Annotated in this window: 21 protein-coding genes; 5 read left to right on the top strand and 16 right to left on the bottom strand. The window is 71.1% G+C overall.

Annotated elements, in window-relative coordinates:
• Positions 1-182: 182 nt before the first annotated feature.
• The 4 genes from ACZ7LY_RS31985 to ACZ7LY_RS31970 form a co-directional block, all read right to left on the bottom strand.
• The gene (locus tag ACZ7LY_RS31985; RefSeq protein ID WP_471628256.1) at positions 183-2,105 is read right to left on the bottom strand and encodes a hypothetical protein; all 1,923 of its coding nucleotides are present in this window, start codon (positions 2,103-2,105) and stop codon (positions 183-185) included.
• 65 nt (positions 2,106-2,170) lie between these two features.
• Positions 2,171-2,686, bottom strand: coding sequence for a tetratricopeptide repeat protein (locus tag ACZ7LY_RS31980; protein ID WP_471628255.1), 516 nt, complete (start codon positions 2,684-2,686; stop codon positions 2,171-2,173).
• Positions 2,687-2,703: 17 nt separating this feature from the next.
• Positions 2,704-3,510, bottom strand: a complete 807-nt coding sequence (locus tag ACZ7LY_RS31975) for a tyrosine-protein phosphatase (protein WP_471628254.1) — start codon at positions 3,508-3,510, stop codon at positions 2,704-2,706.
• Between the two features lie 190 nt (positions 3,511-3,700).
• A complete protein-coding gene (locus tag ACZ7LY_RS31970) occupies positions 3,701-6,808 on the bottom strand; it encodes an alpha-N-acetylglucosaminidase (RefSeq protein ID WP_471628253.1) in 3,108 nt (1,035 codons plus the stop codon).
• A gap of 130 nt (positions 6,809-6,938) precedes the next feature.
• Between ACZ7LY_RS31970 and ACZ7LY_RS31965 the strand changes: the two genes are divergently transcribed.
• Positions 6,939-7,388 (top strand): hypothetical protein, encoded by a 450-nt coding sequence (locus ACZ7LY_RS31965; RefSeq protein ID WP_471628252.1) that lies wholly within the window; start codon positions 6,939-6,941, stop codon positions 7,386-7,388.
• A 47-nt stretch (positions 7,389-7,435) separates the two neighbouring features.
• Here the strand turns inward: ACZ7LY_RS31965 and ACZ7LY_RS31960 are convergent, their stop codons facing one another.
• The 5 genes from ACZ7LY_RS31960 to ACZ7LY_RS31940 all read right to left on the bottom strand — a co-directional run bounded on the left by ACZ7LY_RS31960 (position 7,436) and on the right by ACZ7LY_RS31940 (position 12,278).
• Positions 7,436-8,941 (bottom strand): DUF1996 domain-containing protein, encoded by a 1,506-nt coding sequence (locus tag ACZ7LY_RS31960; RefSeq protein WP_471628251.1) that lies wholly within the window; start codon positions 8,939-8,941, stop codon positions 7,436-7,438.
• 68 nt (positions 8,942-9,009) lie between these two features.
• Positions 9,010-9,663 (bottom strand): response regulator transcription factor, encoded by a 654-nt coding sequence (locus ACZ7LY_RS31955; protein WP_471628250.1) that lies wholly within the window; start codon positions 9,661-9,663, stop codon positions 9,010-9,012.
• Positions 9,648-10,913 carry a sensor histidine kinase gene (locus ACZ7LY_RS31950; protein ID WP_471628249.1) on the bottom strand — a complete coding sequence of 422 codons (1,266 nt, stop codon included), beginning with the start codon at positions 10,911-10,913 and terminating at the stop codon, positions 9,648-9,650. The genes ACZ7LY_RS31955 and ACZ7LY_RS31950 overlap by 16 nt, the downstream gene beginning before the upstream one ends.
• Before the next feature lie 157 nt (positions 10,914-11,070).
• Entirely contained in the window at positions 11,071-11,505 is a 435-nt protein-coding gene (locus ACZ7LY_RS31945; RefSeq protein ID WP_471628248.1) for an SRPBCC family protein, read from the bottom strand.
• The gene (locus tag ACZ7LY_RS31940; RefSeq protein ID WP_471628247.1) at positions 11,502-12,278 is read right to left on the bottom strand and encodes an SDR family oxidoreductase; all 777 of its coding nucleotides are present in this window, start codon (positions 12,276-12,278) and stop codon (positions 11,502-11,504) included. The genes ACZ7LY_RS31945 and ACZ7LY_RS31940 overlap by 4 nt, the downstream gene beginning before the upstream one ends.
• 134 nt (positions 12,279-12,412) lie before the next feature.
• Here ACZ7LY_RS31940 and ACZ7LY_RS31935 point away from each other — a divergent pair, with 134 nt between their 5' ends.
• On the top strand, positions 12,413-13,354 hold the full coding sequence (locus tag ACZ7LY_RS31935; protein ID WP_471628246.1) for a TetR/AcrR family transcriptional regulator: 942 nt from the start codon (positions 12,413-12,415) through the stop codon (positions 13,352-13,354).
• Here the strand turns inward: ACZ7LY_RS31935 and ACZ7LY_RS31930 are convergent.
• The 4 genes from ACZ7LY_RS31930 to ACZ7LY_RS31915 form a co-directional block, all read right to left on the bottom strand.
• Entirely contained in the window at positions 13,324-13,905 is a 582-nt protein-coding gene (locus ACZ7LY_RS31930) for a winged helix-turn-helix domain-containing protein (protein WP_471628245.1), read from the bottom strand. The two genes, ACZ7LY_RS31935 and ACZ7LY_RS31930, sit on opposite strands and share 31 nt — an antisense overlap.
• Before the next feature lie 92 nt (positions 13,906-13,997).
• On the bottom strand, positions 13,998-14,123 hold the full coding sequence (locus tag ACZ7LY_RS31925; RefSeq protein ID WP_471628244.1) for a hypothetical protein: 126 nt from the start codon (positions 14,121-14,123) through the stop codon (positions 13,998-14,000).
• Positions 14,124-14,219: 96 nt separating this feature from the next.
• Positions 14,220-15,269: a glutamine synthetase gene (glnII, locus tag ACZ7LY_RS31920; protein ID WP_471628243.1), complete on the bottom strand. Its 1,050-nt coding sequence runs from the start codon at positions 15,267-15,269 to the stop codon at positions 14,220-14,222.
• Positions 15,270-15,359: 90 nt separating this feature from the next.
• Complete coding sequence (locus tag ACZ7LY_RS31915; protein ID WP_471628242.1) at positions 15,360-15,728, bottom strand: arsenate reductase family protein; 369 nt, start codon at positions 15,726-15,728, stop codon at positions 15,360-15,362.
• Between the two features lie 180 nt (positions 15,729-15,908).
• On the opposite strand from ACZ7LY_RS31915, the gene ACZ7LY_RS31910 reads away from it, so the two are divergent.
• The gene (locus ACZ7LY_RS31910; RefSeq protein WP_471628241.1) at positions 15,909-16,184 is read left to right on the top strand and encodes a hypothetical protein; all 276 of its coding nucleotides are present in this window, start codon (positions 15,909-15,911) and stop codon (positions 16,182-16,184) included.
• A gap of 400 nt (positions 16,185-16,584) precedes the next feature.
• On the opposite strand, the gene ACZ7LY_RS31905 is transcribed toward ACZ7LY_RS31910, so the two are convergent.
• A complete protein-coding gene (locus ACZ7LY_RS31905) occupies positions 16,585-17,793 on the bottom strand; it encodes a winged helix DNA-binding domain-containing protein (protein ID WP_471628240.1) in 1,209 nt (402 codons plus the stop codon).
• A gap of 104 nt (positions 17,794-17,897) precedes the next feature.
• Here ACZ7LY_RS31905 and ACZ7LY_RS31900 point away from each other — a divergent pair, with 104 nt between their 5' ends.
• Positions 17,898-18,377 carry a hypothetical protein gene (locus ACZ7LY_RS31900; protein ID WP_471628239.1) on the top strand — a complete coding sequence of 160 codons (480 nt, stop codon included), beginning with the start codon at positions 17,898-17,900 and terminating at the stop codon, positions 18,375-18,377.
• Between the two features lie 498 nt (positions 18,378-18,875).
• Here the strand turns inward: ACZ7LY_RS31900 and ACZ7LY_RS31895 are convergent, their stop codons facing one another.
• The gene (locus ACZ7LY_RS31895) at positions 18,876-21,317 is read right to left on the bottom strand and encodes an ATP-dependent DNA helicase (protein ID WP_471628238.1); all 2,442 of its coding nucleotides are present in this window, start codon (positions 21,315-21,317) and stop codon (positions 18,876-18,878) included.
• A gap of 60 nt (positions 21,318-21,377) precedes the next feature.
• Here ACZ7LY_RS31895 and ACZ7LY_RS31890 point away from each other — a divergent pair, with 60 nt between their 5' ends.
• Positions 21,378-21,617, top strand: a complete 240-nt coding sequence (locus ACZ7LY_RS31890; RefSeq protein ID WP_471628237.1) for a hypothetical protein — start codon at positions 21,378-21,380, stop codon at positions 21,615-21,617.
• 1,215 nt (positions 21,618-22,832) lie between these two features.
• Here the strand turns inward: ACZ7LY_RS31890 and ACZ7LY_RS31885 are convergent.
• The gene (locus tag ACZ7LY_RS31885) at positions 22,833-23,984 is read right to left on the bottom strand and encodes a caspase family protein (protein ID WP_471628259.1); all 1,152 of its coding nucleotides are present in this window, start codon (positions 23,982-23,984) and stop codon (positions 22,833-22,835) included.

The following is a 23,984-nucleotide window of genomic DNA, read 5'->3' as shown; positions in this document are numbered from 1 at the left end:
CCTGGAGGGGCGACTGCGTCGCCGCCTCCTCCCTGGGGAAGCTGCACGCAGTGCATGCTTCAGGGGCGCGGGGAACTGCGCGACCAGCCACGACGAAGTCGAGGATCCCCACCGGCCGGAGCCAGCCACCTGCCTAGGGGCGCGGGGAACTGCGCGGCCGGCCACGATGGAGCCGTGCCGGGTCAGTGGAGGGGGGTGAGGGTGGGGCCGTCGGGCACGTGGGCTGTCAAGGTGATCCGGACGGATCTGCGTGCCGGCGCCGAGAACACCGGCCCCGCCCGGGTGACCCCCGCCCCTGACACGGACGTCACCCCAGAACTGGCCGCCGCCACGACGTACCACCGCCCCGCCCGCGACTTCCACCGAACCCCCGCGAGCACCACCGGCTCCCGCCCCCCGCACGAGGGAGCCGTCACCGACCGCGCGGCGACCACCGCCCGCCCCGCCCCCGGCGCCCGGAACAGCACCAGTGTCCGGAACCCGCCGCCCCGCCAGGTCTCCGCCCGCGTGCACACCCACCGCGCCACCCCGTTCCCCTCGGGCAGCGCCTGAGCCGCGTACGCCCACGAGTTGACCGCCCGCACCCCGGCCGACCGCACCGCCGTCAGGGAGCACGCCGTCGCCGCCCAGTCCGCCGGCGCCGACTCGCGGGGCGCGTCCGGCCGCCCCGAGGTGAGATGCGCCGGCACCAGTTCGCCCAGGTCACTCGTGAGCCGCGTGCCGCCCGCGTCAGTCAGCGCCAGCGCGTTCCACGACGTACAGGACGAGGCGAGCGCGGGGCTCGGGAAGGGCGCTGTCACCCCCTCCCGCGTCCGCGCGAGCCGCACCGGCCGCGCCGCCGGTTTCAGCAGGTCGCGGACGGCGGCCCGGGTCACCCAGGGCGCCGTCAGATAGCGGACGTTGCCGTCGGAGCGGTCCAGGACGACCGCGCCCGACTGCTCGGCGCTCGCCCCGTCGACCCGCGCGAAGTCCAGCGCCGCGCCCCGCGTGCCGCGCTCCGGTTCGGCGTAGCGGGCGATGCGCAGCCCGTCGTAGAGCAGGACGACGCGGGCCTCGTCGACGACGCCCGCGTACAGGAGCTGCGGCGGTCCCGGCGGGGCGCCGGACGGGGTGCCGGGGGTCGCCGAGACCTGGACGCCGGGGCCGGGCCGCGCCCACACCGCGAGGGCCCGCCGCAGCAGCGGCCGGTCGCCGGTGAGCACGCCCCGCGCGGGCCACACCGAGAAGTCGGCCCGCGCCGAGATCCGCCACGCGTCCTTCGGCACGCGCACGAGCTTGCCGGGGTCGAGGGCCGCCTGCGCCGCGGGGTTGCGGGCGTAGGGGGGTGCCGCCGCGCCGTCCGGGGCCCAGCCCTCGCCGGGCAGCCCGAGCAGCGCCCCGCACACGAGGAGCGCGGCGGCGCCCGCGACGACCGCCTTCCCGTGCTGGCGGCGGCGCATCAGGTCGGTGGGCCGGGCGTGCAGCGAGCACGGGTCGAACTCGGGGGAGGCGAGCAGCGCGTAGCGGGGTTCGACCTGCCGCGCGGCCTCCAGCGCCTCCCGCGCCTGCTCGGGCGGGCAGCCCGCCTCGGTGAGCACGGCCTCGGCACCGGCGTCGTCCAGCCGTTCGAGCCCGCGCAGCACGTACGCGGCGCGGGCCGGGCCCGGCAGCGCCGACAGGGCCTGGTCCAGGGCCAGTTCGTCGGCGCCGCCCGACTTCGGGAACAGGCGCAGGCCGCGTACGTGGGGGAGCAGCGGCGGGAACTGGGCCCGCCGGGGCCACGCCGTGAGCCGCAGCGGCCGTCCGGCGTCGAGCGCGCCGCGCAGCACCCGTACGCGGACGTAGTCGTAGCCGGGGTCGCCCGCGCGCGGGGCCGTGCCGCGCTGGGCGGGCAGCGGCGGCGGGGCGGTCGCGGTCCGGCCGCGCGGCAGGGCGCGCTGGGTGAGCCAGTGGGCCGTCAGGACCCGCCGGTTGCGGCCGAGCGTCGGCGGCAGCACCAGATAGGCGAGCCGGGCCAGGCGCGGGTAGTGCTCCACGAGGGACGCCTCGACCCGCTCGACGTCGAGCACGTCCCGCGCCGGGGCCTGCGGGGGCGGGGCTGCGGGGAGTTGCACCTTTGACTGCACGTTCAGCAGAACGAGCGAATCGTGCGATGGTCACAGCGCGGCCCCGCCTGGGCCCCGCCTGGGCGTCAGGGGGCGGGCCGCAGCGCCCGCGCGTAGTTCGTCATCGACCGCTGGTAGCGCGGCAGATGGGCGGCCAGCGCCTCCAGGACCAGCGACAGACCCTCCCGGTCCCGCCCGAGGGACGACAGGCACAGGGCGAGACAGCCCCGCACCGCGTCGTCCAACTCGTCGGAGGGCGCCGTCAGTTCCGGTTCGAGGAGCGCGACGCCCTCCGCCGCCCGCCCGATGTTCCGCAGGGAGCTGGCCAGTTGGATGCGCGTCCGGCGCGCCCGGTACCCGTCGAGGCCCCGGCGCAGGGCCTCCTCGTACAGCGGCACCGCACGGTCGGAGTGGCCGGTGGAGTCGAAGGCGCAGGCCCGCTCGAAGGGCACCACCGGGCTGTCCGGGGGCAGTTCGGCGACCAGCGCGTCGACCTCGGAACGGAACGTGGCGGCGCCCGCCTCCTCGTCGGGCCCGTAGGAGTCGAAGCGGTCCCACAGGGCCGAAAGGCGTTGCTCCCAGACGGAGTTCTCGATGCTCATCGGGCCACCCTGGAAGATCAGCCCCCGGCCGTCAACCGCTTGCGGAGCGCGGCGACCGTCTCGTCGTCCACCCCGAGCCCGTCGCGCACGTACGCCTCGAACGAGCCGTGCACGCGCTCCACCTCGTCCCGCGCCGCCGCGAGGTAGCCCGGGTCCACGCCGATGACGGCGAGCGCGAGGTCCGGGTCGCCGCCCTGCGCGGTGAACCCCTCGACGAGCGGCGCGAACGCGGTCCGTACCGCCGTGTTGACCGACAGATACTCCGCCTCCGTCGTCGCCGCGTCCGCGCCGAGCAGCGTGAGCACGACGTACGCGCCCCAGCCGGTGCGGTCCTTGCCCGCCGTGCAGTGGAACAGCAGCGGGCCCGCGTCGGGCTCGGCCAGTTCGAGCAGCAGCGTGCGGTAGGCGGCGCGCGCGGAGTCCGTGGAGACGAGCGCCCGGTAGGTGTCGGAGAACAGCTCGACCGCGCGCCCGCCGCCCAGCAGCCGCTCGGCGGTGACCGGGTCGGAGAGGACCTCCTTGAGCTGGGCGGCGGCGGGCGCCACCCCGGCCGTCGCCAGCATGTCGCCGAGCGCGTCCCGCACGAGGTGCCGCGCCCCGGCCGGCACCCGGTCGGGGCGGGCGGCGCGCTCGGCGTCGGTGCGCAGGTCGAGGACCGTGCGCAGGCCGAGCGCGGCGACCGCCGGGTCGGCGTCGGCGTCGAGCCGGTCGAGCTGGCCCGAGCGCAGCACGAGCCCGGGCCGCACCCGCCGGCCGCCCGCGAGCGGGGTGCCGCCGAGGTCGCGGAGGTTGATGACGGTGGTGGCGGGGACGGCTTCGGCCATGGACGGGCTCCCACAGGGGTTCGGTGCTTTCGCGTGCTTTGTCCCGAACAGTGTGGCTCATCCCCGCGCCGCGCTTCATGCGGGTCCCGCACCGGCCTTCACGCGGGTCCCGCAACGCGCTTCACGCGGGTCCCCGCAGCGCCCCGGGCCCGTGCTCGCCCGCGCCTCAGGCCCGCCCCCCGCCCCCGCCTCACTCCAGGCGCCAGCCGCTGAACTCGACCGTCCCGCGCGTCCCGTTCCCGCCGTTCGTCGCGGTCATGAACAGCCCCGCGTCCTGGCGCTCCCCGGCCCCCGGCACGCTCACGCTCGCCACGGTCCGCCAGCTCGCCCCGTCGTCCGTGGAGCACGCCCCGGTGTACGTCGAACCCGACCGGGTCAGCCGCAGCAGCACCGGCGCCTTCACCCCCGTCACGCGCTTGTACGTGTCGAGGGTGCCGTCGCCGTTGGAGTCGTAGGACAGGACGACCCCCTGTGCCGGGGTCACCGAGAGGTTCACGAAACCCGGCGCGCCGGGCGCGTCCAGCGCGTCGCGCACGACGATACCGGCCCGCGCCCAGCCGCCCGTCGCCGCCTGCGCGTCCACCCGCAGCCACACCGTGGAGCCGTCGCCGAACGCGCCGCGCCGGTACGCCGTGCCGAACTCCGCCGTGCCCTTCCACAGGTCCGTGCCGCCGCCGTCGATGGCGAACCGGTCGCCCAACTGCCCGAACACGGCCTTGTTGGAGCTGTAGGTGTGCCAGCCCGCCGCGAGCGGCCCCGCCTCGAACAGCGTGCCCCGGTGCTCGGACGTCACCGGCGTCTCACCCTTCGGCCCGTACCGCACGTCGAGCGTGTACGGCAGCGGGCGCAGCGGCCGGTCCAGCGGCGTGCCCGGCGCGCTCGCCGTCCACGCCACCGCGCCCTCGCCCGCCGCCGGCACCGACGGCAGCGAGAGCGGGCCCTCGGCCCGCGCGTCGAGGCCCTTGAGGGCGAAGGTGACGCGGCCCGTGGCGCGCAGCCCGTTGACGTTGCGGAAGCGTGCCGCCACGCGCGCGTGCCCGCCCGGCGGGAACACCGGCGGGTCGACCGTCACCGTGACCGAACCCTGGTAGGGGGCGCGGGCCAGCACGTCCCGCACCCGGGACGCCGTGCGGTACGCGTCGCCGTACGGGCGCAGCGGATAGTCCTTGCGCTCGCGCGTCCACGGCTCCTCGAACGCGAACCAGTCCACCTTCTGCGGATCGCGCCCGCTCGCCAGCGCGTCCTGGAGCGTGTCCAGCCACTTCTGCCAGCGCGGGAGGTAGAAGTCGCCGATCAGGCCGTGCCAGTCGCGGTTCGCGTACTCGTGCAGATTGCCCGGGTCCGAGGTGTCCCGGTCGCCCCACACCGTGATGAGGACCTTCGCGCAGCGCTCGAACTCGGCGCTCTCCTCCGCGTTCGTCGCCAGGTTCCGCGCGTCCTGGATCCACGGCCCGAGCAGGAACGCCCGGTGCGTGCCCGTCACGTCGTCGGACAGCCGCATCAGCCGCAGCCACAGCGTGGCCAGCGACCGGAAGCGGGCCGCGTCCCTGGCCGCGTACGCCGCCTTGAGCTGCGGCAGCAACTGCCGGCTGCGGTGCGCGAGCGCCTGCCGCGCCACGTCCACCAGGTCGTACGCGTACGCCTGGCTGCCGCGCAGCGGACCGGCCACCCCGAGCAGCCCGGACAGCGCCGCGTCGAAGCGCGCCGGGTCGTAGGCGAGGGCGCGGGGCGCGTACGTGGCGGCGCGGTCGGCGGACAGGTCGGGGCGGGCGGCGAACAGGGAGTCGTGCGGGTCGGAGCGCTCGACCGCCTTGTGCTGGTACGCCGTGTCGTGCAGCGCCCGCCAGGCGGCGCGGGCGCTCGCGTCCCGGCGCCCGTAGCGGAAGTCGGCGTACCCGGCGAACCAGGCCGCGCGGTCGGGCTTGTCGCGGGTCCACGCCAGCTCGGACCAGAGCTCGAAGGCGGCCGGGTCGCGGTCGGCGCCCTCCGGCATGAACGCGGTCCCTGCGAGCGCGCTGCCCGGCTTGTCGCGCCAGGCGAAGAACTTCTCCTCCCAGATGTGGGTGCGCGCGCCGATCGTGGTGCGCCCGCCGAAGTTGGGGATCGTGCCGAACGCGTACGGGGTGCCCGCCCAGTCCTTCTCGCGGTCGGTCACGGACGTGAACCGGTCCGAGACCCCGTCGACGATCAGCATCCGCTCCTTGTCGACGGCGCCGATCAGCTCGGGCAGCGGATTGGCCTCCCAGCCGAGGATGACCCAGGTCGCGCCGGGACGATTCTGCTCAAGCGCCGCCTGCACTCCGCGGGCCGCGTCCGCGACCGGTACGTCCCCGGCCTCGCCGCCCTCGTGCAGCAGATCCATCTTGAACGCGTCGAGCGGCCCGAACAGTTCGCCCTGGTGCCGGTAGAACGACTCCGCGACCCGCTCGAACGCCCGTGTGCGCGGATCCAGCCAGTCGGGCCGGTCGAAGCCGTGCCAGGTGCCCTGCGGCACGACGTGCGCGTCACCGCCGGCGCGCTGCTCGAAGCCGTGCGGCACATGCCCGTAGTAGCCCGGCATCACCGGACGCATGCCCAGCTCGCGCAGCCGGTCCACGATCCGCCGCCCGAGGCGGGCCCGCTTCGCCAGCAGCGCGGGCGAGAGCGGGCCCCCGTACCCGGAGAGGTTCTGGAGCAGCCACCACGGCTGGTGCGAGGGCGCGGGCAGCCACGCGCGCGACTCCTCGTCGGTGTAGCCGAGGTCGAGCAGGACGCGGTGGTAGACGGCCTCCATGCCGGCGATGACCAGCACCTCGTTGCAGCCGTGCAGCGCGAGGATGTCCAGCTCGCGTTCCCAGTACGGCCAGTCGGCGAAGGGCGCGGTGTAGCCGTCGTTGGTGTCGTTGAGGACGAACCGGTGCGGCAGCGGCGAGGAGCGCTCGATCGGGCGGGCCGGGGCGGGCAGCGTGCGCGGCAGGCCGAGCTGGTCGCCGTTCCACGTGATGTGCGCGCCGCACGTGTACTTCAGATACCAGTGGACCCCGGCCGCCAGCACGGCCGGGGTCGTCCCTTCCACCTCGATCCGGCCGCGCGTCCCGGTCACCCGGAAGCGGTCCTCGCCGCCGCGCGCGGGTACGAGTCTGAGCCGGAACTGGTCCGCGTGATGCGGCAGCCGTCTGGTGAGCACGGCGCGGGCCGCGGACGTATCAAGAGCCGGAGCGGCACTCGCCTGCGGCACGCCGAGCCCACCGAGGGCCGTGCCCAGGCCGATGGCGCCCGCCGTGCCGAGGACCGTGCGTCGCGTTGGCGTCGCGGACATGCGTGTAACCCCCCTGCGTCGCGGATGGTGCGGCGCACGGTAACCGGGCGCAGGCCCGGGCTCAACGGTACGAACGGGACTGGCGGGAACGTGTCGCCGCACGGATCACATAACCGGACAGGAGCACACGATGAGGAAAACGCTGGTGGCGGGGGCTCTGCTCGCCCTCGCCGCGACCGGGTGCACCGCACACGCGTCCGCGCCCGCCGCACCCAAGATCCCCCGAACGGCGACCGGCTCGCTGGAGCAACTGGCCCACACCGCGGGCTGCCGCGCGCACCCCCGCCCGGCGACCGAGGGGCTGCGCCAGACCAACTGCGGCAGCGGCGCCTCCCGTTGGGTTCTCGTCACCTTCACCACCGACCGGGACCGCGCCGAATGGCTGGACGCCGCCGACGACTACGGCGGCACCTACCTCCTGGGCCGCCGCTGGGCCGCCACCGGCCCCGACTCCGTCGTCGCACGGCTGCGCGGCCGTCTCGGCGGGACCGTGGAGCGGTCCCTCGCGCACCGCTCGGGGGCGAGCGGTCAGGGGGGAGGCGCGAAGGGGACCGGCTCCGGGCACACGGGGCACCACTGAGACGACCGCGCAGCGGTCAGGGGGGCGGGGGACTTCACGTACCCGCCCTACGAGCAGCGTTCGCCCCGGTTGACGCAGGACGTGACGCGCAGCATCAGCTTCTCGTCGAAGACGTTGATGAAGTCGCCGTGGTCGGTCACCGGCTTGTGCAGTTGCTCGGGGAACGAGTCGACGGCGAAGCCGGGCCCCGGCGGCACCGCGTACACGATCCGCTGCACGAGCTGCGGGATCGCCCGGAAGCCCGCCGGGCAGGCGCCCGTGCGCGGGTCGGCGAACGCGACGTGCGTCCGGTGGTTGGCGCTGTCGGTGTGGGCGCCGTCCCAGCAGCTCTGGAAGCGGAACGTGCGCACGACCTTCGCGCCGCTCGGGCAGATCGGGTACTTGTCGCGCAGTTGCCGGTCCTCGAACCCGGTGCAGCTCCAGGACGCGTTGGCGTTCGCGTCGCCGTTGGTGAACGCCTTCGCGTCACCGGTGATGATCCGCAGGAACCTCGGCATCGGTACGACCTTGCCGACCGGGCTGCCCACGAAGCGCAGGGTGACCGAGGCGGGCGTCTGGATCGTGCCCGTGTTCTGGTCCTTGCCGCCGCCGTCGGCCCCGGCGTCCGGCGCGTCCTTGCCGTCGCGCAGCCGCAGCACCGGCCAGTAGTACGTCGATCGGTCGCCCTGGTCGCGGCAGCTCGTCGCCCCGGCGGCGAGGTCGGCGTCGCTCGCGAAGGCGTCCGTGGCCTGGTTGCCGACGTAGTCGTGCATGTGGTGGGCGCCGTTGGCGACACCGGGCGCGACGATCACGTTGTCCGGGTTGAACTTGCCGCCCGCGTTGCGCCCGCACGCCGTGGTGAAGCTGCCCCGGGAGGCGCCGCGCCGCTCGCTGGGGAGCCGGACGTTCGGCCGCACCGAGCGGATGTCGGCGAAGTCGGCGGCCTCGGGCCCGTTCCCCACGGGCTCGTTCCCCGCAGGCTCGCTCGCCGCCGGTCCGGCGCCGCCCCCGGCCGACGCGGACGGCGACCCCGAAGGCGCCCCGGGCGCGGTCCCCGCAGGCGTCGAGGGTGTGCCGGACGCGGGTGCCGGTGGCGTCCGGTCGAACGCCCGCCCGGTGCACGCGGCCATCGCGTCCAGCCCGGCCGGCGCCCGGCCCCCGGCCCGCTCGATGTCCTGGCGCACCCGGTCGAGCGCCGCCGTCCGCCGTGCCGTCAACGGCCCGAGCACCGTGTTGTCCACGAACCCCGGGTCCCGCGCGGCGGCGTCCCGCCCGGCGGCCAGCGCCTGGTAGGCGGCGGTGATCTGGCTGTCCAGGGCGGCCAGTTCGCCGTCCACCTGGGCGCGGGCGGCGGCCGGCACGTCCGTGAGGGCGGTGCCCACGTCCGGGCAGTCGATCGTCATCACCTGCCGCCCGGACTCCCGCGCGTCCCCGGCGGCCGGGGGGCCTTCTTCATGGGCCGACGCGTACACCGTGACCGTGGCGAGCCCGCCCGCGCCCAGCAGCAGCGCGGCCGCCGCGAGGGTCATCCGGGTGCTCAGCGCCGTGCGCCTTCTGCGTGAGGTGCGATGCATGGCCCTACGTACGTGCCGCGCGCCCCGCGCGTTCACCGCCGCCCGCGCCCCGCGATCGGGGTGGCCGGTCAGCGGCCGCCCCGGTCGAGATAGGCGAGGACCGCGAGGACACGGCGGTTGTCGTCGTCGGAGACGGTCAGGTCCAGCTTCAGGAAGATGTTGGAGGTGTGCTTGGCGATGGCCCGCTCGGTGACGACGAGCTGCGCGGCGATCGCCGCGTTGGACCGGCCCTGCGCCATCAGCTCCAGGACCTCGAGCTCGCGCGGGGTCAGCCCGCCCAGCGGCGCGTCGGCCGCGCGCCGCGACAGCAACTGCTGGATGACCTGCGGGTCCATCGCCGTGCCGCCCGCCGCGACCCGTCGCACCGCGTCCACGAACTGCTCCGCGTCGAACACCCGGTCCTTGAGCAGATACCCGATCCCGCCGTTGCCGTCGGCCAGCAGCTCCCGCGCGTACAACTGCTCCACGTGCTGCGAGAGCACGAGCACCGGGAGCCCCGGCCGGGCCCGCCGCGCCGCCAGCGCGCACTGCAACCCCTCGTCGGTGTGCGAAGGCGGCAGACGTACGTCCACGACGGCGACGTCCGGGTCCAACTCGGCCAGCGCCTTGGTGAGTTCGGGCCCGCTCTCCACGGCGGCGGCGATCTCGAAGTCGTAGGCCTCCAGCATGCGCACCAGACCGTCCCGCAGCAGGAACAGGTCTTCGGCTAGGACAACACGCAAGGGATCTCCATCGTCACCATGGTCGGACCGCCCGCGGGGGAGCTGACGGCGAGAACACCGTCGAATGTACCGAGCCGCCGCTCGATCCCGCCCAGCCCGCCGCCCGCCGAGATGTCCGCGCCGCCCTTGCCGTCGTCGGTCACCGACACCTTCAACCGGCCGTCCGCGTAGGCGATGTCGACCCAGATCCGGTCGGCGTCCGCGTGCTTGACCGCGTTCGTCAGGGCCTCGCTCACTGCGAAGTACGCCGCCGACTCCACCGGCGCGTCCGCCCGCCCCGCCAGCTCCACCTCCACCTCGGTGGCCACCGGCAGCCGCAGCGCCAACGCCCGTACGGCGTCGCCCAGTCCGCGCTCCGCGAGCACCGGCGGATGGATGCCGCGTACCAGGTCGCGCAGCTCGGTCAGCGCCTGCGCGGAGGACTGACGGGCCCGCGCCAGCAGCTTCCTGGCCTGCTCGGGGTCCTTCTCGATCAGCGCCTCGATCGTGCCGAGGTCCATGCCCATCGCCACCAGCCGGGCCTGCGCCCCGTCGTGCAGATCCCGCTCGATGCGCCGCAGCTCCGCCGCCGACGTGTCCACCGCGTCCTTCCGACTCTCCGTCAGGACCCGTACGCGCGCGGCGAGTTCACCCTCGGCGCGGGCCAGCACCGAGCGCGTCAGCAGGAAGTGGACCCGAACCAGCGCGGGCGAGGCGTACAGGCCCACGGGGAGCAGCGCCGCCGCGAGGAGCCCGGCGAGCAGCGCGCTGCCCTGCCCCGAGATCGGCACGAACCCGTACCAGTAGCCGACGTGCGTGCCGTCCGTGAACACCCGCCACAGCCCGGCGGCCAGGGCGAACCCCTCCACGGGGTAGAACGTGAGCGCCGCCGGGAGCAGCGCCGTCACCGTCCCCGCCGTCATGTCCACGGGCAGCCAGCGCAGGTCCCGCCAGGTCGCCGGGTCCCGCAGCATCAGCCCGCACCGCTCGGCCTGCCCGATGATCCCGCCGTGCAGGGTGGTGGGGAAGGGCCGGTACGCGGCCGGGACGCGCACCCCGCACCACTCGGCGGCCACCACGCGCCGCCAGTTCGCCCAGTGCCGTACGAGGGTGAGCACCCACGGCGTGGTGAGCACGCCGAGCCCCAGCGGGATCAGCACCAGCGAGACCACGACCAGCACGAACAGCGTGATCGAGCCGGTGAGCCCCGCCAGCGCGAGCACCAGCCCGCGCAGCCCCGCCGTCAGGCTCGCCCGTATCCTCGCCGCCATCGCGTTCTCCGTCCCTCGCCGCGCCCGCCCCGTACACCTCACAGTGTCGCCGTCACGGCGGCCGGGGTCAGTGGGAGGGACACCCGTGCCGGGGTGTCGTCAAGTACACCCCGGCACGAGGCCGAAGAGGGGCCCTGCGCGGGGAGCAACGCGAGAACTACGCGGTGAACTCCTCGCGCAGCGCGGCGAGTCCGGTGCCGTAGGTGCCGTCGCCGAAGACCGCCTCGACCTGCGCCACGGTCGCGTCGTCCGCGAGGTAGCGCGCCGACCACACCACCTCGGCGCTGTCGCCGCCGCCGTACGGCAGCACCGCGAGCGTGGCCACGTACTCGCTGATCGGCAGCATCGGGTCGAGCACGGTGTACGTGTATGTACGGGCCTCGTCGTCGCGGGAGAGCAGCCGCTCACGGGCGACGACCTTGCCGTCCACGGAGAAGACGCGCACCGCGCCGTCCTCGTCGGCGGTGGACGGCGGCACGGCCGGATGCCAGTCGGCGAGGCCGTGGAAGTCGCCGATCCGGGCCCATACGCGGGCGGGGGAGGCGGGGACGACGGTCGTGCGGCGCAGCTCGCGCGGGCTCACGGCGCTCACCAGGCACCGTCCCCGCGCAGCACGGCGTCGGCGCCGCCGTCGATGAAGACGACCTGGCCCGTGACGTGCGTGTTCTCGGCGGACGTCAGCCAGTCGAGCAGCGGGGCGACCTGCTCGGGCCTGGCGTGCCCGTGCAGCGGCATCGGCACCGTCGCGTCGACGAGTTCGCGTGAGGCGGGGTCGTCCAGGAGCGGCTGCGTCATGGGCGTGACGATGGTGCCGGGCGCGACGGCGTTGAGCGGGATGCCGGCGCCCGCCCAGGCGTCCGTCACGGCGGTGCGGCGCACCCAGCGGGCCACGGCCTGCTTGGACGAGCCGTAGATCAGATGCCCCTCGCCGCGTGCGACGGCGGCCTCGGCTGCGGCGACGGCCGCGTCCTCGTCCCCGGCGAGCACCGCGTCCACGATCGCCGGGTCGGCGGGGTGGACGGACGCCACGGAGGAGACGACGACGGCGCGCGGGTCCTGCCCCTCGGCGAGCAGCGGGCGCAGCTCCTCCAGGGTGGCGAACGCGCCGAAGCAGTTGACCCGTACCGTCAGCGGGTTGAAGAGGGCGAGCCCGGCGCAGGCCACGACCGCGTCGAGCCGCCCGCCGCCCGCCTCGGCCGCGCGCTCCGCCAGCAGGCGGCGCCCCTCGGGGGTGGAGAGGTCGGCGGCGATGTCGGCGCCCTTGAGGTCGGCGCCGATGACCCGGTGCCCGGCGGCCCGCAGCCGCTCGCTGGTGGCCCGCCCGATGCCGGACGCGGCACCGGTGACCAGATACGTACGAGACATGTCGTACTCCTCGCTGTTCCTGCCCCCGTCGGCCATGCCAACGTACGCCTATGTGGCACAACGTGCCAAGTAGCGGGCGCGTGCCAGGCTGGAGGGTGGTGAAACGCGGCGAACAGGGACGAAAGGGGCCTGCGATGGCGACGGACGGGGACGAGGGCGGCCGGGTCGGCGGGGGCAGCGAGGGTGTTCAGGCCGGCCGGGGCGCCGGGGGAGTACGGGCCAGCCGGGGCGCCGAGGGTGTGCGGGCCGGCCGGGACGGCGGGGGCGTCCGGGGCGGCGACGGCGGCGAAGGTGTTCGGGCCGGCCGGGGCGCCGGGGGAGTACGGGCCGGCCGGGGCAGCGAGGGTGTTCAGGCCGGCCGGGGCGGCGGGGGCGCGCGGCGGCCCTCGCTCACCGAGCGGCGCAGGGAAGCCACCCGCATGGAGATCGCCGAGGCGGCGGCCGACCTGTTCATCGAGCGGGGCTACGCGGCGACGACCGTCGAGGACATCGCCCGCGCCGCAGGCGTCTCCCTGCGCACTTTCTACCGCCACTGCCCCGCCAAGGAGGACGCCCTCACCCCGCTGATCGCGGCCGGTGTCGTGGGCCTCGTCGACCATGTCGCGGCCCAGCCGCCGGACCTCGCTCCGGCGGACGCCGTGCAGCGGGCGTTCCTCGCCTCCGCGCAGGGCTGGCGCCCCGCCGGACCCGCCCGTACCCGGCAACTGCTGTGCGTCATGGACGGCGTACCGGAGATCCGGACGCGGTGGACGGCGGCGGCCCACGCCATGCGGGACCGGCTGGCACCGGTGCTCGCCGCGCGGGGCGGCCCGCCCGCCGACAGCCTGGAGGGGCGGCTGCGGGCGGCGGTCCTCATCGAGGCCGTCACCGTCGCCGTCGAACACTGGGCGCGGGCGGACCCCGAGGGCGGCGCGGCGGCCTCCGTCGAGAGCATCACCGACGTCAGCGCCCGCACCCTCGGCATGCTCGAGATCGCCGGGGACCGAGGCGCGGGCCCGCCGCCGCGCCGAGGGCGACGGACCCGCGCCGGCTTCTCAGGAAGCGGTCAACGGGCCACGGGCGGCGCGTACTTGTAGCCGACCCGGCGCACCGTCTGGATGGCGCCCCGGTGCTCGGCGCCCAGCTTGCGGCGCAGCCGCGCGATGTGGACGTCGACCGTGCGGCCGTCGCCGACATGCCCGTACCCCCACACCGTGGTCACGAGCGCGTCCCGCGTGTGCACCCGGTGCGGATGCGCGACGAGATGGGCGAGCAGCTCGAACTCCAGGTACGTCAGGTCGAGTTGACGCCCGTCGACGGAGGCCGTGCGCTGCCCCGCGTCGATGGTGACGAGCGCGTCCGACGCGGCGGCGGAGGCCGCGGCCCCGGCCTGCTGTCCCGGCACCGGCAGCAGCGGCTGCTGGTCGGCGGGGACGAGCACCAGGTAGCCGATCATCGGCGGGCGGCCCGGCAGCGCGGGCAGCGTGTGCGGGGGAGCGGGCAGCAACTGGGCGCCCGGCGGCAGGAATTCACTGACGTCGACCTGCGGGACGGGCGGCGCCACCTCGTCCCGTTCGACGGCCCGCAGCCGGGTGCGGGCGGGGGAGGGGGCGGTGGACAGGGCGGTGAGCGGGCGGGTGTTCGCCATGGGGGTCAACCTTCGCGCGAGGAGCCGTCTGGGAAAGGACGTACGTCGTGCGCGCCGACCGAAGGCCGTGCCCGGAGAGTCCGGCAGCGGTTTTAGAGGGCCTGCGCGTTCGCCGCGCGGCAACACACCCGGTCGAAGTCATGGTGCTGACGGGACGGCCAGAACGGCTCGAGGTCGTGACGACGACCCCGCGCGGTGAGGTTCTGGAAGCTGGCCATGCCCATATTGAAGCAGATGAACCGGCCGAAGGAGAGGGCGCCCGCACCACACGGACGCCCCGCGGACGGCGGTTGGCCGAAATCAGCCAGGTCCGCTCAGACCCGTCCCGCCTTCTCCAGCGCCGCGCAGCAGGTGTCGACCATCAGCCGCGTGACCACGTACGGGTCGACGTTGGCGTTCGGCCGCCGGTCCTCGATGTACCCCTTGCCGTCCCGCTCCACCTGCCACGGGATGCGCACCGATGCGCCCCGGTCGGAGACCTCGTACGAGTACGTGTCCCAGGACTGCGTCTCGTGCAGGCCCGTCAGCCGGGTGTCGATGCCGGCGCCGTAGTTCTTCACGTGGTCCATCGGCTTCGAGCCCTCGCCCAGCGCCTCGCAGGCCGCGATGATCGCCGCGTAGCCGTCGGGGCCCTCGCGCATGACCTTCGTGGAGAAGTTGGTGTGGGCGCCCGCGCCGTTCCAGTCGCCCTTGACCGGCTTCGGGTCGAGGGTCGCGGAGATCCCGAAGTCCTCGGCGGTGCGGTACAGCAGCCAGCGCGCGACCCACAGCTCGTCCGCGACCTGGAGCGCGGGTAGCGGGCCGACCTGGAACTCCCACTGACCCGGCATGACCTCGGCGTTGATACCGCTGATGCCGAGGCCGGCCGTCAGACAGTTCTCCAGGTGCGCCTCGACGACCTCGCGGCCGTGGATCTCGTCCACGCCGACGCCGCAGTAGTAGCCGCCCTGCGGCGCGGGGAAGCCGCCCGCCGGGAAGCCGAGCGGGCGGTCGCCCTGGAAGAACGTGTACTCCTGCTCGATGCCGAACACCGGCTCCTGCCCGGCGAACCGCTCCGCGACCTCGGCCAGCGCGGTCCGCGTGTTCGAGCGGTGCGGCGTCAGGGCCGTCTCCAGGACCTCGCACAGGACGAGCACGTCGTCACCGCCGCGGATCGGGTCCGGGTACACGGCGACCGGGCGTAGCACGAGGTCGGAGGCGTGGCCCTCGGCCTGGTTCGTGGACGACCCGTCGAAGCCCCACAGCGGCAGCGTCTCCAGCCGCCCCTCGACCGCCGAGTCCCCGGCCATGATCTTCGTCTTGGACCGCAGCTTGGCCGTCGGCTCGGTGCCGTCGATCCAGATGTACTCGGCTTTGAAGGTCACGGTCCACGTCCTCGTCTCACGGGTGCCTGCGCTATCCCGGAGCATGTCAACGGGCGGTTTCCCGCCCGTTGCCCGGACGTGAACCCGGTGTTACCCGGCGCTGCGGCCCAGCGCGTCCCGTACGGCTTCCTCGCTGCGCCCCACCACGGCCGTCCCGTCGTCGGCGGTGATGATCGGGCGCTGGATCAGCTTCGGGTGCGCGGCGAGCGCCTCGATCCAGCGCTCCCGCGAACCGGCGTCGCGCGCCCAGTCCTTCAGCCCCAGCTCCTTCGCCGCGTCCTCCTGGGTGCGGGTGATGTCCCACGGTTCGAGCCCCAGCCGGTCGAGCACGGCCCGGATCTCGTCGGGCGTGGGCACGTCCTCCAGATAGCGGCGGACGGTGTAGTCGGCGCCCTCGGCGTCCAGCAGCGTGAGCGCGCTCCGGCACTTCGAACAGGCCGGGTTGATCCAGATCTCCATGCGCCAAGCCTAGGGCCTCTCCCTCGCCCTTTTCCGTCGCCGCGAAACCTCTGGTCCTACGTCACCTCAGGGGCCCCAAGAGCCCTGTGGCCAGGGGCTTTTGTCAGTGGGCGGCGGTAGAATAGAAGCAGTGTTCGAGAGCTTCGGGGGCTCTCGGAACCCGCGTCAGGAGGATTATCCATGCCCGCTGCCGCAGCACCCACCCTCATCGACCTGCCGTACGCGCCGCTCGCGCGGAAGCCGTTGCCCGCGGGCCGGCCCCGCCAGTGGTACATCAGCCACAACCGCCGCCTTAAGGCCATGCGGCTCGCCATCGCCCTGCTCGACTCCGGCGTCTACCTGCCGCGCCAGGCCGACAACCGCCGTATCCGTTCCACGGCCGAGCTGATCGGTATCCACCCGCCGTCCGACACGACCTGCCAGATGGTCCGCACCCTGATGCACTACGCCCGCTGACGCTCCTCTTACGGAGCTGCCTGGAGCCCGGCGCCCTTTCGGGGACCTACCGTGCGTGATTGTCTGCGGGCGGGTGGGGCCTGGCCGCGCAGTTCCCCGCGCCCCTTCGGGGCACGACCGTGCGTGGTCATCCTCCGGCCGGTGGGGCGTCTCGCGCAGTTCCCCGCGCCCCTGAAGCATGCACTCCGTGCAGCTTCCCCTATGGAGGTGGCGACGCAGTCGCCCCTCCAGGGGCGCGGGGAACTGCGCGCTCAGCCACGACGAGAGTCGAGGATCCCCACCGGCCGGAGCCACCCACTCACCCAGGGGCGCGGGGAACTGCGCGCTCAGCCACGACGAAAGCCGAGGACCCCCACGACCGCAAGCCCGCCCCCCCCGGGAAGGGACACGTCGGGGACGTTCAAACCCCGCCCAACTCCTTCTCCAGCGGCGTACGAAACCGCGGCGTCACCCGAACCCCCCGCACCCAACAAGAGACCCGCTCCGCAGCCCCCTCCACCGCAAGCTGAACCTCCCGCCCCCCGACCCCCTCGGCCAGCACCCGCCACACCACATCCCCGCCCGCCGAACCCCCGGTGGCCCACCCCCCGACGATCCGCCCGTCCACCCACACCGTCGGCCCGATGTTCCCGCTCCGGTCGAACAACGCCCCCCGCAGCTCGGGCGGGCAGTACCAGTCCCGCTCCCGCCACCCCATCGCGGTCGGATCGAGCGCGGGCAGGAACACGGCCCAGGGCTCCCGTTCCTCCGCCCCGCCCCCATCCGCCGCCTCCGGCACGACGAACCCCGTACCGCCCCCGTCCAACGACACCTCCACCGCACCGACCGCGCCCAGCGCCCGCCGCACCTCCCGGACGCCCCACCCCGTCCACCACTTCAGGTCCGCCTCGGTCGCGGGCCCGCACACCGCGAGCCACCGCCCGAGCAACTCCGCCTGCGCCCGCGCCACATCCAGCTCGGCATGCGGCGGCGCGACCGCCCACCGGAACTGCGTCGACGTCCACGACCCCAGCGGACGCCCCCGCACCACACGCCCCTCCACCCCCAGCACCCGCATCAGCCGCGAGGACACCGTCTGCTCGGCCTCGTAACTCCGCCCCCGCCCGTACGTGAACCGCTCCTTCAACCGCGGTTCGTCCCGGGCCAGTTCGGCGACCGTCGCCTGCCCGCGCCGCTCCAGCGCGGCCAGTACCGATTCCTCCACCTCCGCCAGCCACGCGGCGGTGAGCCGCCCGTCGCTGCCGCTCTCCAGCTCCTTCACGAGCGCGGCCCGCGCCTTCGCGGCGACGGCGAGGCCCGTCGAGGCGTGCACGGTCGCGGCCAGTTCGGTCGGGAAGACGAACACCGTGTGCCGCATGCCGTGCATCCGCACCAGCGTCCGGTCCTCGTACAGCGCGCGCTCGACCTCGGCGACGGTCCCGGCCGGGTCGGCGAGCCGCGCGCCGATCGCCAGATACACGGTCGCCGGATCCGTCCCGTGCAGCGCGACGAGCCCCCGGGCCACGTCCTCCGGCCCGGCGACCCGGTGCCCCGGCGCCAGCAGATGCGCCCGCCCGAGCCGCAGCCGCCGCTCCTCGTCCCCGATGTGCCTCATCGCCATGCCGGCCATCCTGCCCGAGCCGTCACCTGTTTGCCGCCCTTGGCATGCGGGCCCGTACGGCGACACCGTTGACTGAAGCCGTCGCAGTGACGCGGAGAGCGAAGGTGACCGGGATGCCAGCGGTACGAGACACGCACACGAAGCGCACGAAGCGCACGGCGAGGGCGGCCGGCGCGGCGGTACTGACGACGGCCCTCGCCCTGGGCGCGGCGGCCTGCTCGGACGACGGGAACAGCCCCTCCGACACGGTCTCGAAGGCCGCGTCCATCGCCGCGTCGGCCACGTCGAAGGCGGGCAAGAAGTTCGACGAGTTCAAGAGCGGCGTCGACGCCAAGGACGACGTACGCCTCGGAGAGGCCACGAAGGACGGCGACCGCCCGGCGGTCCCGCTGACGGTCACCAACAAGACCGCGAAGACCCGCACGTACCTCATCCAGATCGACTTCCGCGACTCCGGCGGCAACCTCCTCGACACCACGGTCCTCACCGTCCGCGACGTCCCCGCAGGCAAGGAGAAACAGGCCACGGCCCGAGCCAACCGCTCCCTGGACGGCACGGTGAAACCCGAGCTGGCCCGAGCCGCCCGCCACTGACCCGCACGACGACACGGCGAGGGCCGCTTCCCCCAACCCGGGAAAGCGGCCCTCGCCGTATACGTACCCCTGCTGCCTAGAGGTCGAAGTAGAGATGGGAAGCGGCCCTGACCTGCGGTGATGCTTGTCCTGTGAGTAGGTCGGTGCACAGGCGGTGCACTTCGCGAGGACGGGGCCAGAGTGAAGCCGGGAATCTCCTCGGGTGACGGCTTGGTACCCACCGCAGCCAGCACGGTCTGGACTGCTTGGCCAGCCGGGGCAGCCGACCGGTGGTGGGATCCGAGTATTTCGATGCCGCGGCATCTTGACCGCGTGCTTGGATCGGCTGACCGCAGGTTCGCAGCGAACCTGCCGAACTTCCCATGGGCGGTGACGTCGAGCGTTGCTTATCGGATCTCGCCGCGGTGACCCGGAGCCCGGGTTCCTCGATCCGCAACGAACAGATCACGGCTGCCTCCGGCTGGTCCTGCCAGCCGTCCATGGGCCCTTCGCCGCCGTCTACGGTAGCTGGCGCGTCTTTTGACGCTTCGGTCGCTTCTCGACGGGTATCAAACCTCGGCGGATCTTCATCAGATGCTCGTCCTTCGTGTTTTCGCGCACGGCTAGACGGCTCAGGATTCGATGCTGTGTTTCCGGGGTCCAGAACACCTCAAGACGCTCCCGAGCGCGTGTGATCGCGGTGTAGAAGATGCTGTGGGAGATGCTCTCCTCATTAGCATCCGTTATGACAACCTTCACTGACTCGTACTCAACGCCCTGCGCCTTGTGGATCGATACGGCGTAAGCGATCTGGAACGGCACCATGGTGGTGACAGAGTCGTCATCATCGTCACTGTCGCCGCGCTCGAAGACGTCGAACTGGACAGTCGAGCCTTCCACCCAGCGCAGACCCGTGAAAAGAACATCGTCTTCAGCGATATCCCGTTCGAGATTCACATCGAAAGTGATACGTCCGGGCACGCGATCAATCTTGACGATCTTTCCCTTCAGGTTGTTAAAGATGACTGGGCTGAACCGATCGGACTCGTTGAAAAGTACTGGGTCTCCAACCTTGTACGTGGACTCGCTCCATGTCTCGGCTGGATTCGGGTTGCTCGCCTGCAGGAATCGATTAACGTTGTTGATGCCATATAGGCCGTCATAGTTCAGGCAAAGCACGATCTCGTCGTCGCTTCGATGTTGAAAGAGAGAGTCTCCCAGAACCGTCGAGTAGCCGTTCTTGGAGAGCGACTCCTCGATGTGGTCGTCCAGATTCCGCACCCTGCTCCACAGAGTGAGCAGACTCTGGTCGGTGGTCCTGAAGGGCGCTGTGAGTTCGAATACAGACTCACTCGGGAGGTACGATCGGATGATGCTGAACCAGTTGCCAAACTCGATCGACTCGATCTGGTAGACGTCACCGACAAGCACGAGCAGATCGAAGGATGTATTCTCGAGCACTCCGAGCAGGCTTGCGTTGCTCACGGTGCTGCACTCGTCGATTACCAATACGTCACACGCTGCTCCGAATGACATACCATTGCGTACATGCTTGCTGATCGTACTGAACTCAGTGTTCGGTGCCTGTACTCGTCTCTTTAGATTGTCGACGGCCGGGTTGGTATGCGCTAGAAAGAGCTTTCTCGCGTCTTCGAAGTAGTTCGCAATGTGATTCACCATTGTCGATTTTCCCGTACCTGCCGCACCGTAGACGAGAGCGACCTTCGAGTGCTCGAACAACTTCGTCAAGGCCTCAACCTTCAAAGGGTCATCGATGAGGCCGGGGTTAGCATCAATCCATGTCTGCACGTCACTGCCGTGTTGGGGGACGCCAATAGCAGAGATTTCCTGGAGTTTTTTGATGATCGAGACAGTATCGTCCTCGTACCCAACGATGAATACGTGTCCATTTGCTTGAGCCAGCTTCCGTCGCGCGTGTCGTTCAGTGGGTGGAAGCATGCGATTGTGGCGTGCGATCAGCTCGTCAAGGTCGCCGAGATCTTCCAGCTCAGCTGCCGGCGTATAGATCACACCGAGCTGCTCGACATTGCTCCTGACTCGCCTGGCAAGCAGTTCGTGAGCCCGATTCCTAGCGTCCAGACTTTCAGCAAGGTCCCCAAAGCGTGGGTTGTGTCCGCGTGGTGATGTGCAGAAGGGCATCGTGTCGAACGGCTTGCAGCCCCAAGATACGCGCAGCCCGGAGAGTGCAGAACACTGTTCGGCATGGAACTGTGCCTTGATGACAATGTTGTTCATCCGCAGCATGAGATACCGCAGCAGACGGGAACCAGGCCGATTGTTGCGGATGAGTGACCGAGCGCGGTCAAGAACAGCAAAGATTGCCGCATCTCGCTGAGTGCCGACTAGCGCCCAGGAGCGAAGCGATCCGTATGCAGCGTCGGTCATATCCATAAGATCGAGGAGACTTGATCGAGTTGATGTGAGGTACCGCATCAGGTTGCGGTACTCGGAATGCGACCTGCTTACTTTTCCGTGCGAGGTGTCGAAGAGGCGTGCGAAGTTGTCGAATTCACACGGCCGGATTGACACCTCCCAAGAGCGGATCAGCGTGATCGGCATTTCCTTGCCAAGTACCTCGATCGTGTCGCTCGACAGCTCCAGACTAGCCGCATATTTGTCGGTGACGTCGATGTCGGTGAACCCAATAATTCGATCAAATTTGCTCGTCCGGTTGTGGGCGAGGTGAAACGTAACTTCGTAGTAGATGCGGCCGGCAACGAAAAATGGTCGCGAGCTGCGAATGTAGTACCTCTCGCGACGTGGGCTAGAGGACAGCTTCGATTTTCCCTGTTCGATGCAGCCAGCAATCTTCTCGTAGTAATCCCGCAATGAGGGATCGAGATCGATCGGGAACTTTTCGATGTTGGGCAGGATAGATATTCCGAGCTGATTCTTTGCGAGGTCGCGGGTGCGGAGTAGGTACTCGTAGTACTTCAGCATGAGCCGCTCGGAGGGGTCACGATCCAGGGTGTAGTGCGAGACGCTGGCCTGGAGTAGGCCATGGAATCTACTCAGAAGGCGGAACTTGGAGAGTGCCTTAACGGCGTCGAGAGCTGGCCCGACTTGATTGTAGTGAAACTCGGACGAGCCATCGTTAAGGTGCGCCCAGACAGCGAGCCCTTCGACAAGATTCCGAAGTTGCCCCAATACATTCTGCGAGAGGAAGCCTCGGTCGCCTACTGGGTTGGCAAGATTCTGGCAGATTACGGCGTCGGCGTTCTTCACTTGCTGTTCTACTGATGCCATAGTTCCCGCTCTGCTTCCCCGAAGAATCGTGGGTCACCTTCGATATGAGGCGACCCTGCCTCGCTGAAGTGGATCGGACGGGGCCCAGCAGGTCCATGGCGCGTAGCTGAACAGTGGGCCCGTCTCCGTCCACGCCATCGTGCATCAATAGAACCACTCAAGAGCCGACAGGCGACCCTCTTTTCGAAACTCCTTGCCTGCCACACCGGCTTCTGGCCCGACCTGTACCTTCCAGGGGGCAGGCTCGCGTTGCTCCATGCCTCGTGTGGTGATGATTCGAGGAACGTGCCAGGCTCGTGCACCTTGCACGATTCGACTGGCGAACCCGGCTGTACGCAGCCTCGCGTGAGCCGCTGCGTGCTCTCGGACGCCGACGAGAACACCAAGGCCCCTGCCGAATATACCTCGGGCACTCGAACCCCTGCTTCATGCTCCGCACGGACACGCACCAGATACCTAACAGTTAGGACCGCACGCGCAAGGCCATCGACGCCGCGTTCGACACGGCCTCGGGGGGGGCCATCGAGGTGAGGGTGCGGCTCCGGTGGCAGCCTGAACAGCCCCTGCAGAAAGGGCCGTGGGCTGTACCTTGCGAGAGTGAAAGGAACACGGCCGTCGGCCCAGGGGAGCGGAAATCCGCCCTGCCCTGCGGCGTCCCTCAATGTCGAATAGAGCATGGGATACGTCCTGACCTGCGCAGATACCTTGAATCTGGGGCGTGAGATGCACACTGGTGCACTCGGTGAGCGGTCATGCAGTGCCAGCCCCTCTCGGTGACGCCTCGACTGAGCAGTGAAGAAGGCATAGCGCGGCGGTTGACCCTTCGGCCTTTCGCGCGTACGTACGAGATGTACGGGGATGCCAGCGGCTTTCAGGTCGTTGGGATGCTGGCAAGGGGCGGACGAGCGCCAGGTGCCGACTAGATCTGGCCGTCGTGTCCGGTCTGATGGTTGCCGGAACAGCACCTCTGCCACACTCCACAGCTGATGTACTGGGCAACGAATCGGGGGTATGCACGCCATGGCGCAGACAAGGAAGGGCTACTACCGGGCAGCGCACTACGTGAAGCCGACGACGGTCTCCAGAAGGGCTAAGAAGCCGGCATTCTGGGTCGTTGTGGTGGGTGTGCTTTTGTTGATCGCTGCTTGGAATTCTCTCTTCGGCGACGATGGTGACAAGGCGAAGCCGGAACCTCAGAGGACGGTCCAGTCAGTCACGGAGTCGCCGTCGCGTTAGCTGTCGGAGAGCTCGTCCCCAAGTAGTCGGAGTGCGGGTGTCCTCTCTCCGTGCCTGCTTCTCCTCGGCATCAGGGGCTGTTGTAGTGGCGAGAGTCGATCGCAGCTGCTCCCAGCGCAGTTGCCAGTCGTTTAGCTGCTCGTCCGGCAGCCCGCAGGCGGTCAGATAGACACTGGTTGTCCGCCATGTTCTGGGCAGATCCTTGCGGTTGAGGAGGGTGCTGACCGTTCCGGTCGAGATCTGGCCGCCGGAACGGTGGCTGATTGCTGAGTGGGTGAGGCCACTGGTGACGCGTACTTGCCCCAATGCGTTGATGAACCCTTCAACGCTGCGGATGGCTGCCGGATCTGGCCACGCGCGGAGGTCGACGGAGCCCGCTCGGTGGCTGGTGGACACTGGTGCTCGGCTGAAGGCAGGGTTCCAGCCCAATGCGAGCTGGCCGTTGCTGTTACGTTCTCGTCCTTGAGGGACGGGATGCCCCTTCGCAGAGAGGGATTTCCTCAGCTGCAAGAAGACGCTGTCGAGGTCGAGCTGTTCGGGGCCTCCGGCAATACCAGTAGTGAGGATCGTGAGAAGCTCGCCAGTGAATGCGGTGTGGGGCTCCCCGGGCGGGGCGAGTGCCTGACGGGTCTCCGAGGCTGCGGCGAGAAGGTAGGTCCCCTCGACATCGGCTTGGGCGGCCAGATCCGAGGGCCCCATTGTTCCCAGGGCCAGGCCCGCGTAGCAGCAGTCGAGTATGACGACAGTCCGCTCCGCTCTTCCCTCCAACAACGCGCCCCGCAACCAGCTGTATTGAAGCCCCGTCTCCACCCGCTGCTGCCTGGATTGGGGTAGCCCCAGATAGAGCTCGCCCTCTGGTGTGACCAGCCCATGCCCCGCGTAGTACACAAGCAGCGTGTCCCTAGCTGCATCTCCGGCGTCACGCAGGGTGTCCATCACGGCAATCGCATTCGTCGGTTCGGAGAGCACGTGGCAGTCGTCTCGGCTGAGATTCCAGGACGTGGGCCCAGTGAGTACCTCGGCCAAGGAGTTGAGGTTGTTGGAGACGGCCGGCAGGTCTTCGAGGAAGGTGTATGTGCTCGTCCCGACCAGGACCGCCTTTGTAGCGCCGGCGTCCGGAAACAC

This window comes from Streptomyces sp. NPDC107550 (assembly GCF_055639095.1).
This window is presented reverse-complemented; position numbering and strand designations above follow the sequence as displayed.

Coding starts and splice junctions, on each gene's coding strand:
- ACZ7LY_RS31965 (WP_471628252.1), top strand. CDS start 6,939: ATGAGGAAAACGCTGGTGGCGGGGGCTCTGCTCGCCCTCGCCGCGACC.
- ACZ7LY_RS31980 (WP_471628255.1), bottom strand. CDS start 2,686: ATGAGCATCGAGAACTCCGTCTGGGAGCAACGCCTTTCGGCCCTGTGG.
- ACZ7LY_RS31975 (WP_471628254.1), bottom strand. CDS start 3,510: ATGGCCGAAGCCGTCCCCGCCACCACCGTCATCAACCTCCGCGACCTC.
- ACZ7LY_RS31950 (WP_471628249.1), bottom strand. CDS start 10,913: ATGGCGGCGAGGATACGGGCGAGCCTGACGGCGGGGCTGCGCGGGCTG.
- ACZ7LY_RS31900 (WP_471628239.1), top strand. CDS start 17,898: ATGCCAGCGGTACGAGACACGCACACGAAGCGCACGAAGCGCACGGCG.
- ACZ7LY_RS31940 (WP_471628247.1), bottom strand. CDS start 12,278: ATGTCTCGTACGTATCTGGTCACCGGTGCCGCGTCCGGCATCGGGCGG.
- ACZ7LY_RS31960 (WP_471628251.1), bottom strand. CDS start 8,941: ATGCATCGCACCTCACGCAGAAGGCGCACGGCGCTGAGCACCCGGATG.
- ACZ7LY_RS31935 (WP_471628246.1), top strand. CDS start 12,413: ATGGCGACGGACGGGGACGAGGGCGGCCGGGTCGGCGGGGGCAGCGAG.
- ACZ7LY_RS31970 (WP_471628253.1), bottom strand. CDS start 6,808: ATGTCCGCGACGCCAACGCGACGCACGGTCCTCGGCACGGCGGGCGCC.
- ACZ7LY_RS31925 (WP_471628244.1), bottom strand. CDS start 14,123: ATGGCCAGCTTCCAGAACCTCACCGCGCGGGGTCGTCGTCACGACCTC.
- ACZ7LY_RS31915 (WP_471628242.1), bottom strand. CDS start 15,728: ATGGAGATCTGGATCAACCCGGCCTGTTCGAAGTGCCGGAGCGCGCTC.
- ACZ7LY_RS31910 (WP_471628241.1), top strand. CDS start 15,909: ATGCCCGCTGCCGCAGCACCCACCCTCATCGACCTGCCGTACGCGCCG.
- ACZ7LY_RS31930 (WP_471628245.1), bottom strand. CDS start 13,905: ATGGCGAACACCCGCCCGCTCACCGCCCTGTCCACCGCCCCCTCCCCC.
- ACZ7LY_RS31905 (WP_471628240.1), bottom strand. CDS start 17,793: ATGGCCGGCATGGCGATGAGGCACATCGGGGACGAGGAGCGGCGGCTG.
- ACZ7LY_RS31890 (WP_471628237.1), top strand. CDS start 21,378: ATGGAATCTACTCAGAAGGCGGAACTTGGAGAGTGCCTTAACGGCGTC.
- ACZ7LY_RS31895 (WP_471628238.1), bottom strand. CDS start 21,317: ATGCTGAAGTACTACGAGTACCTACTCCGCACCCGCGACCTCGCAAAG.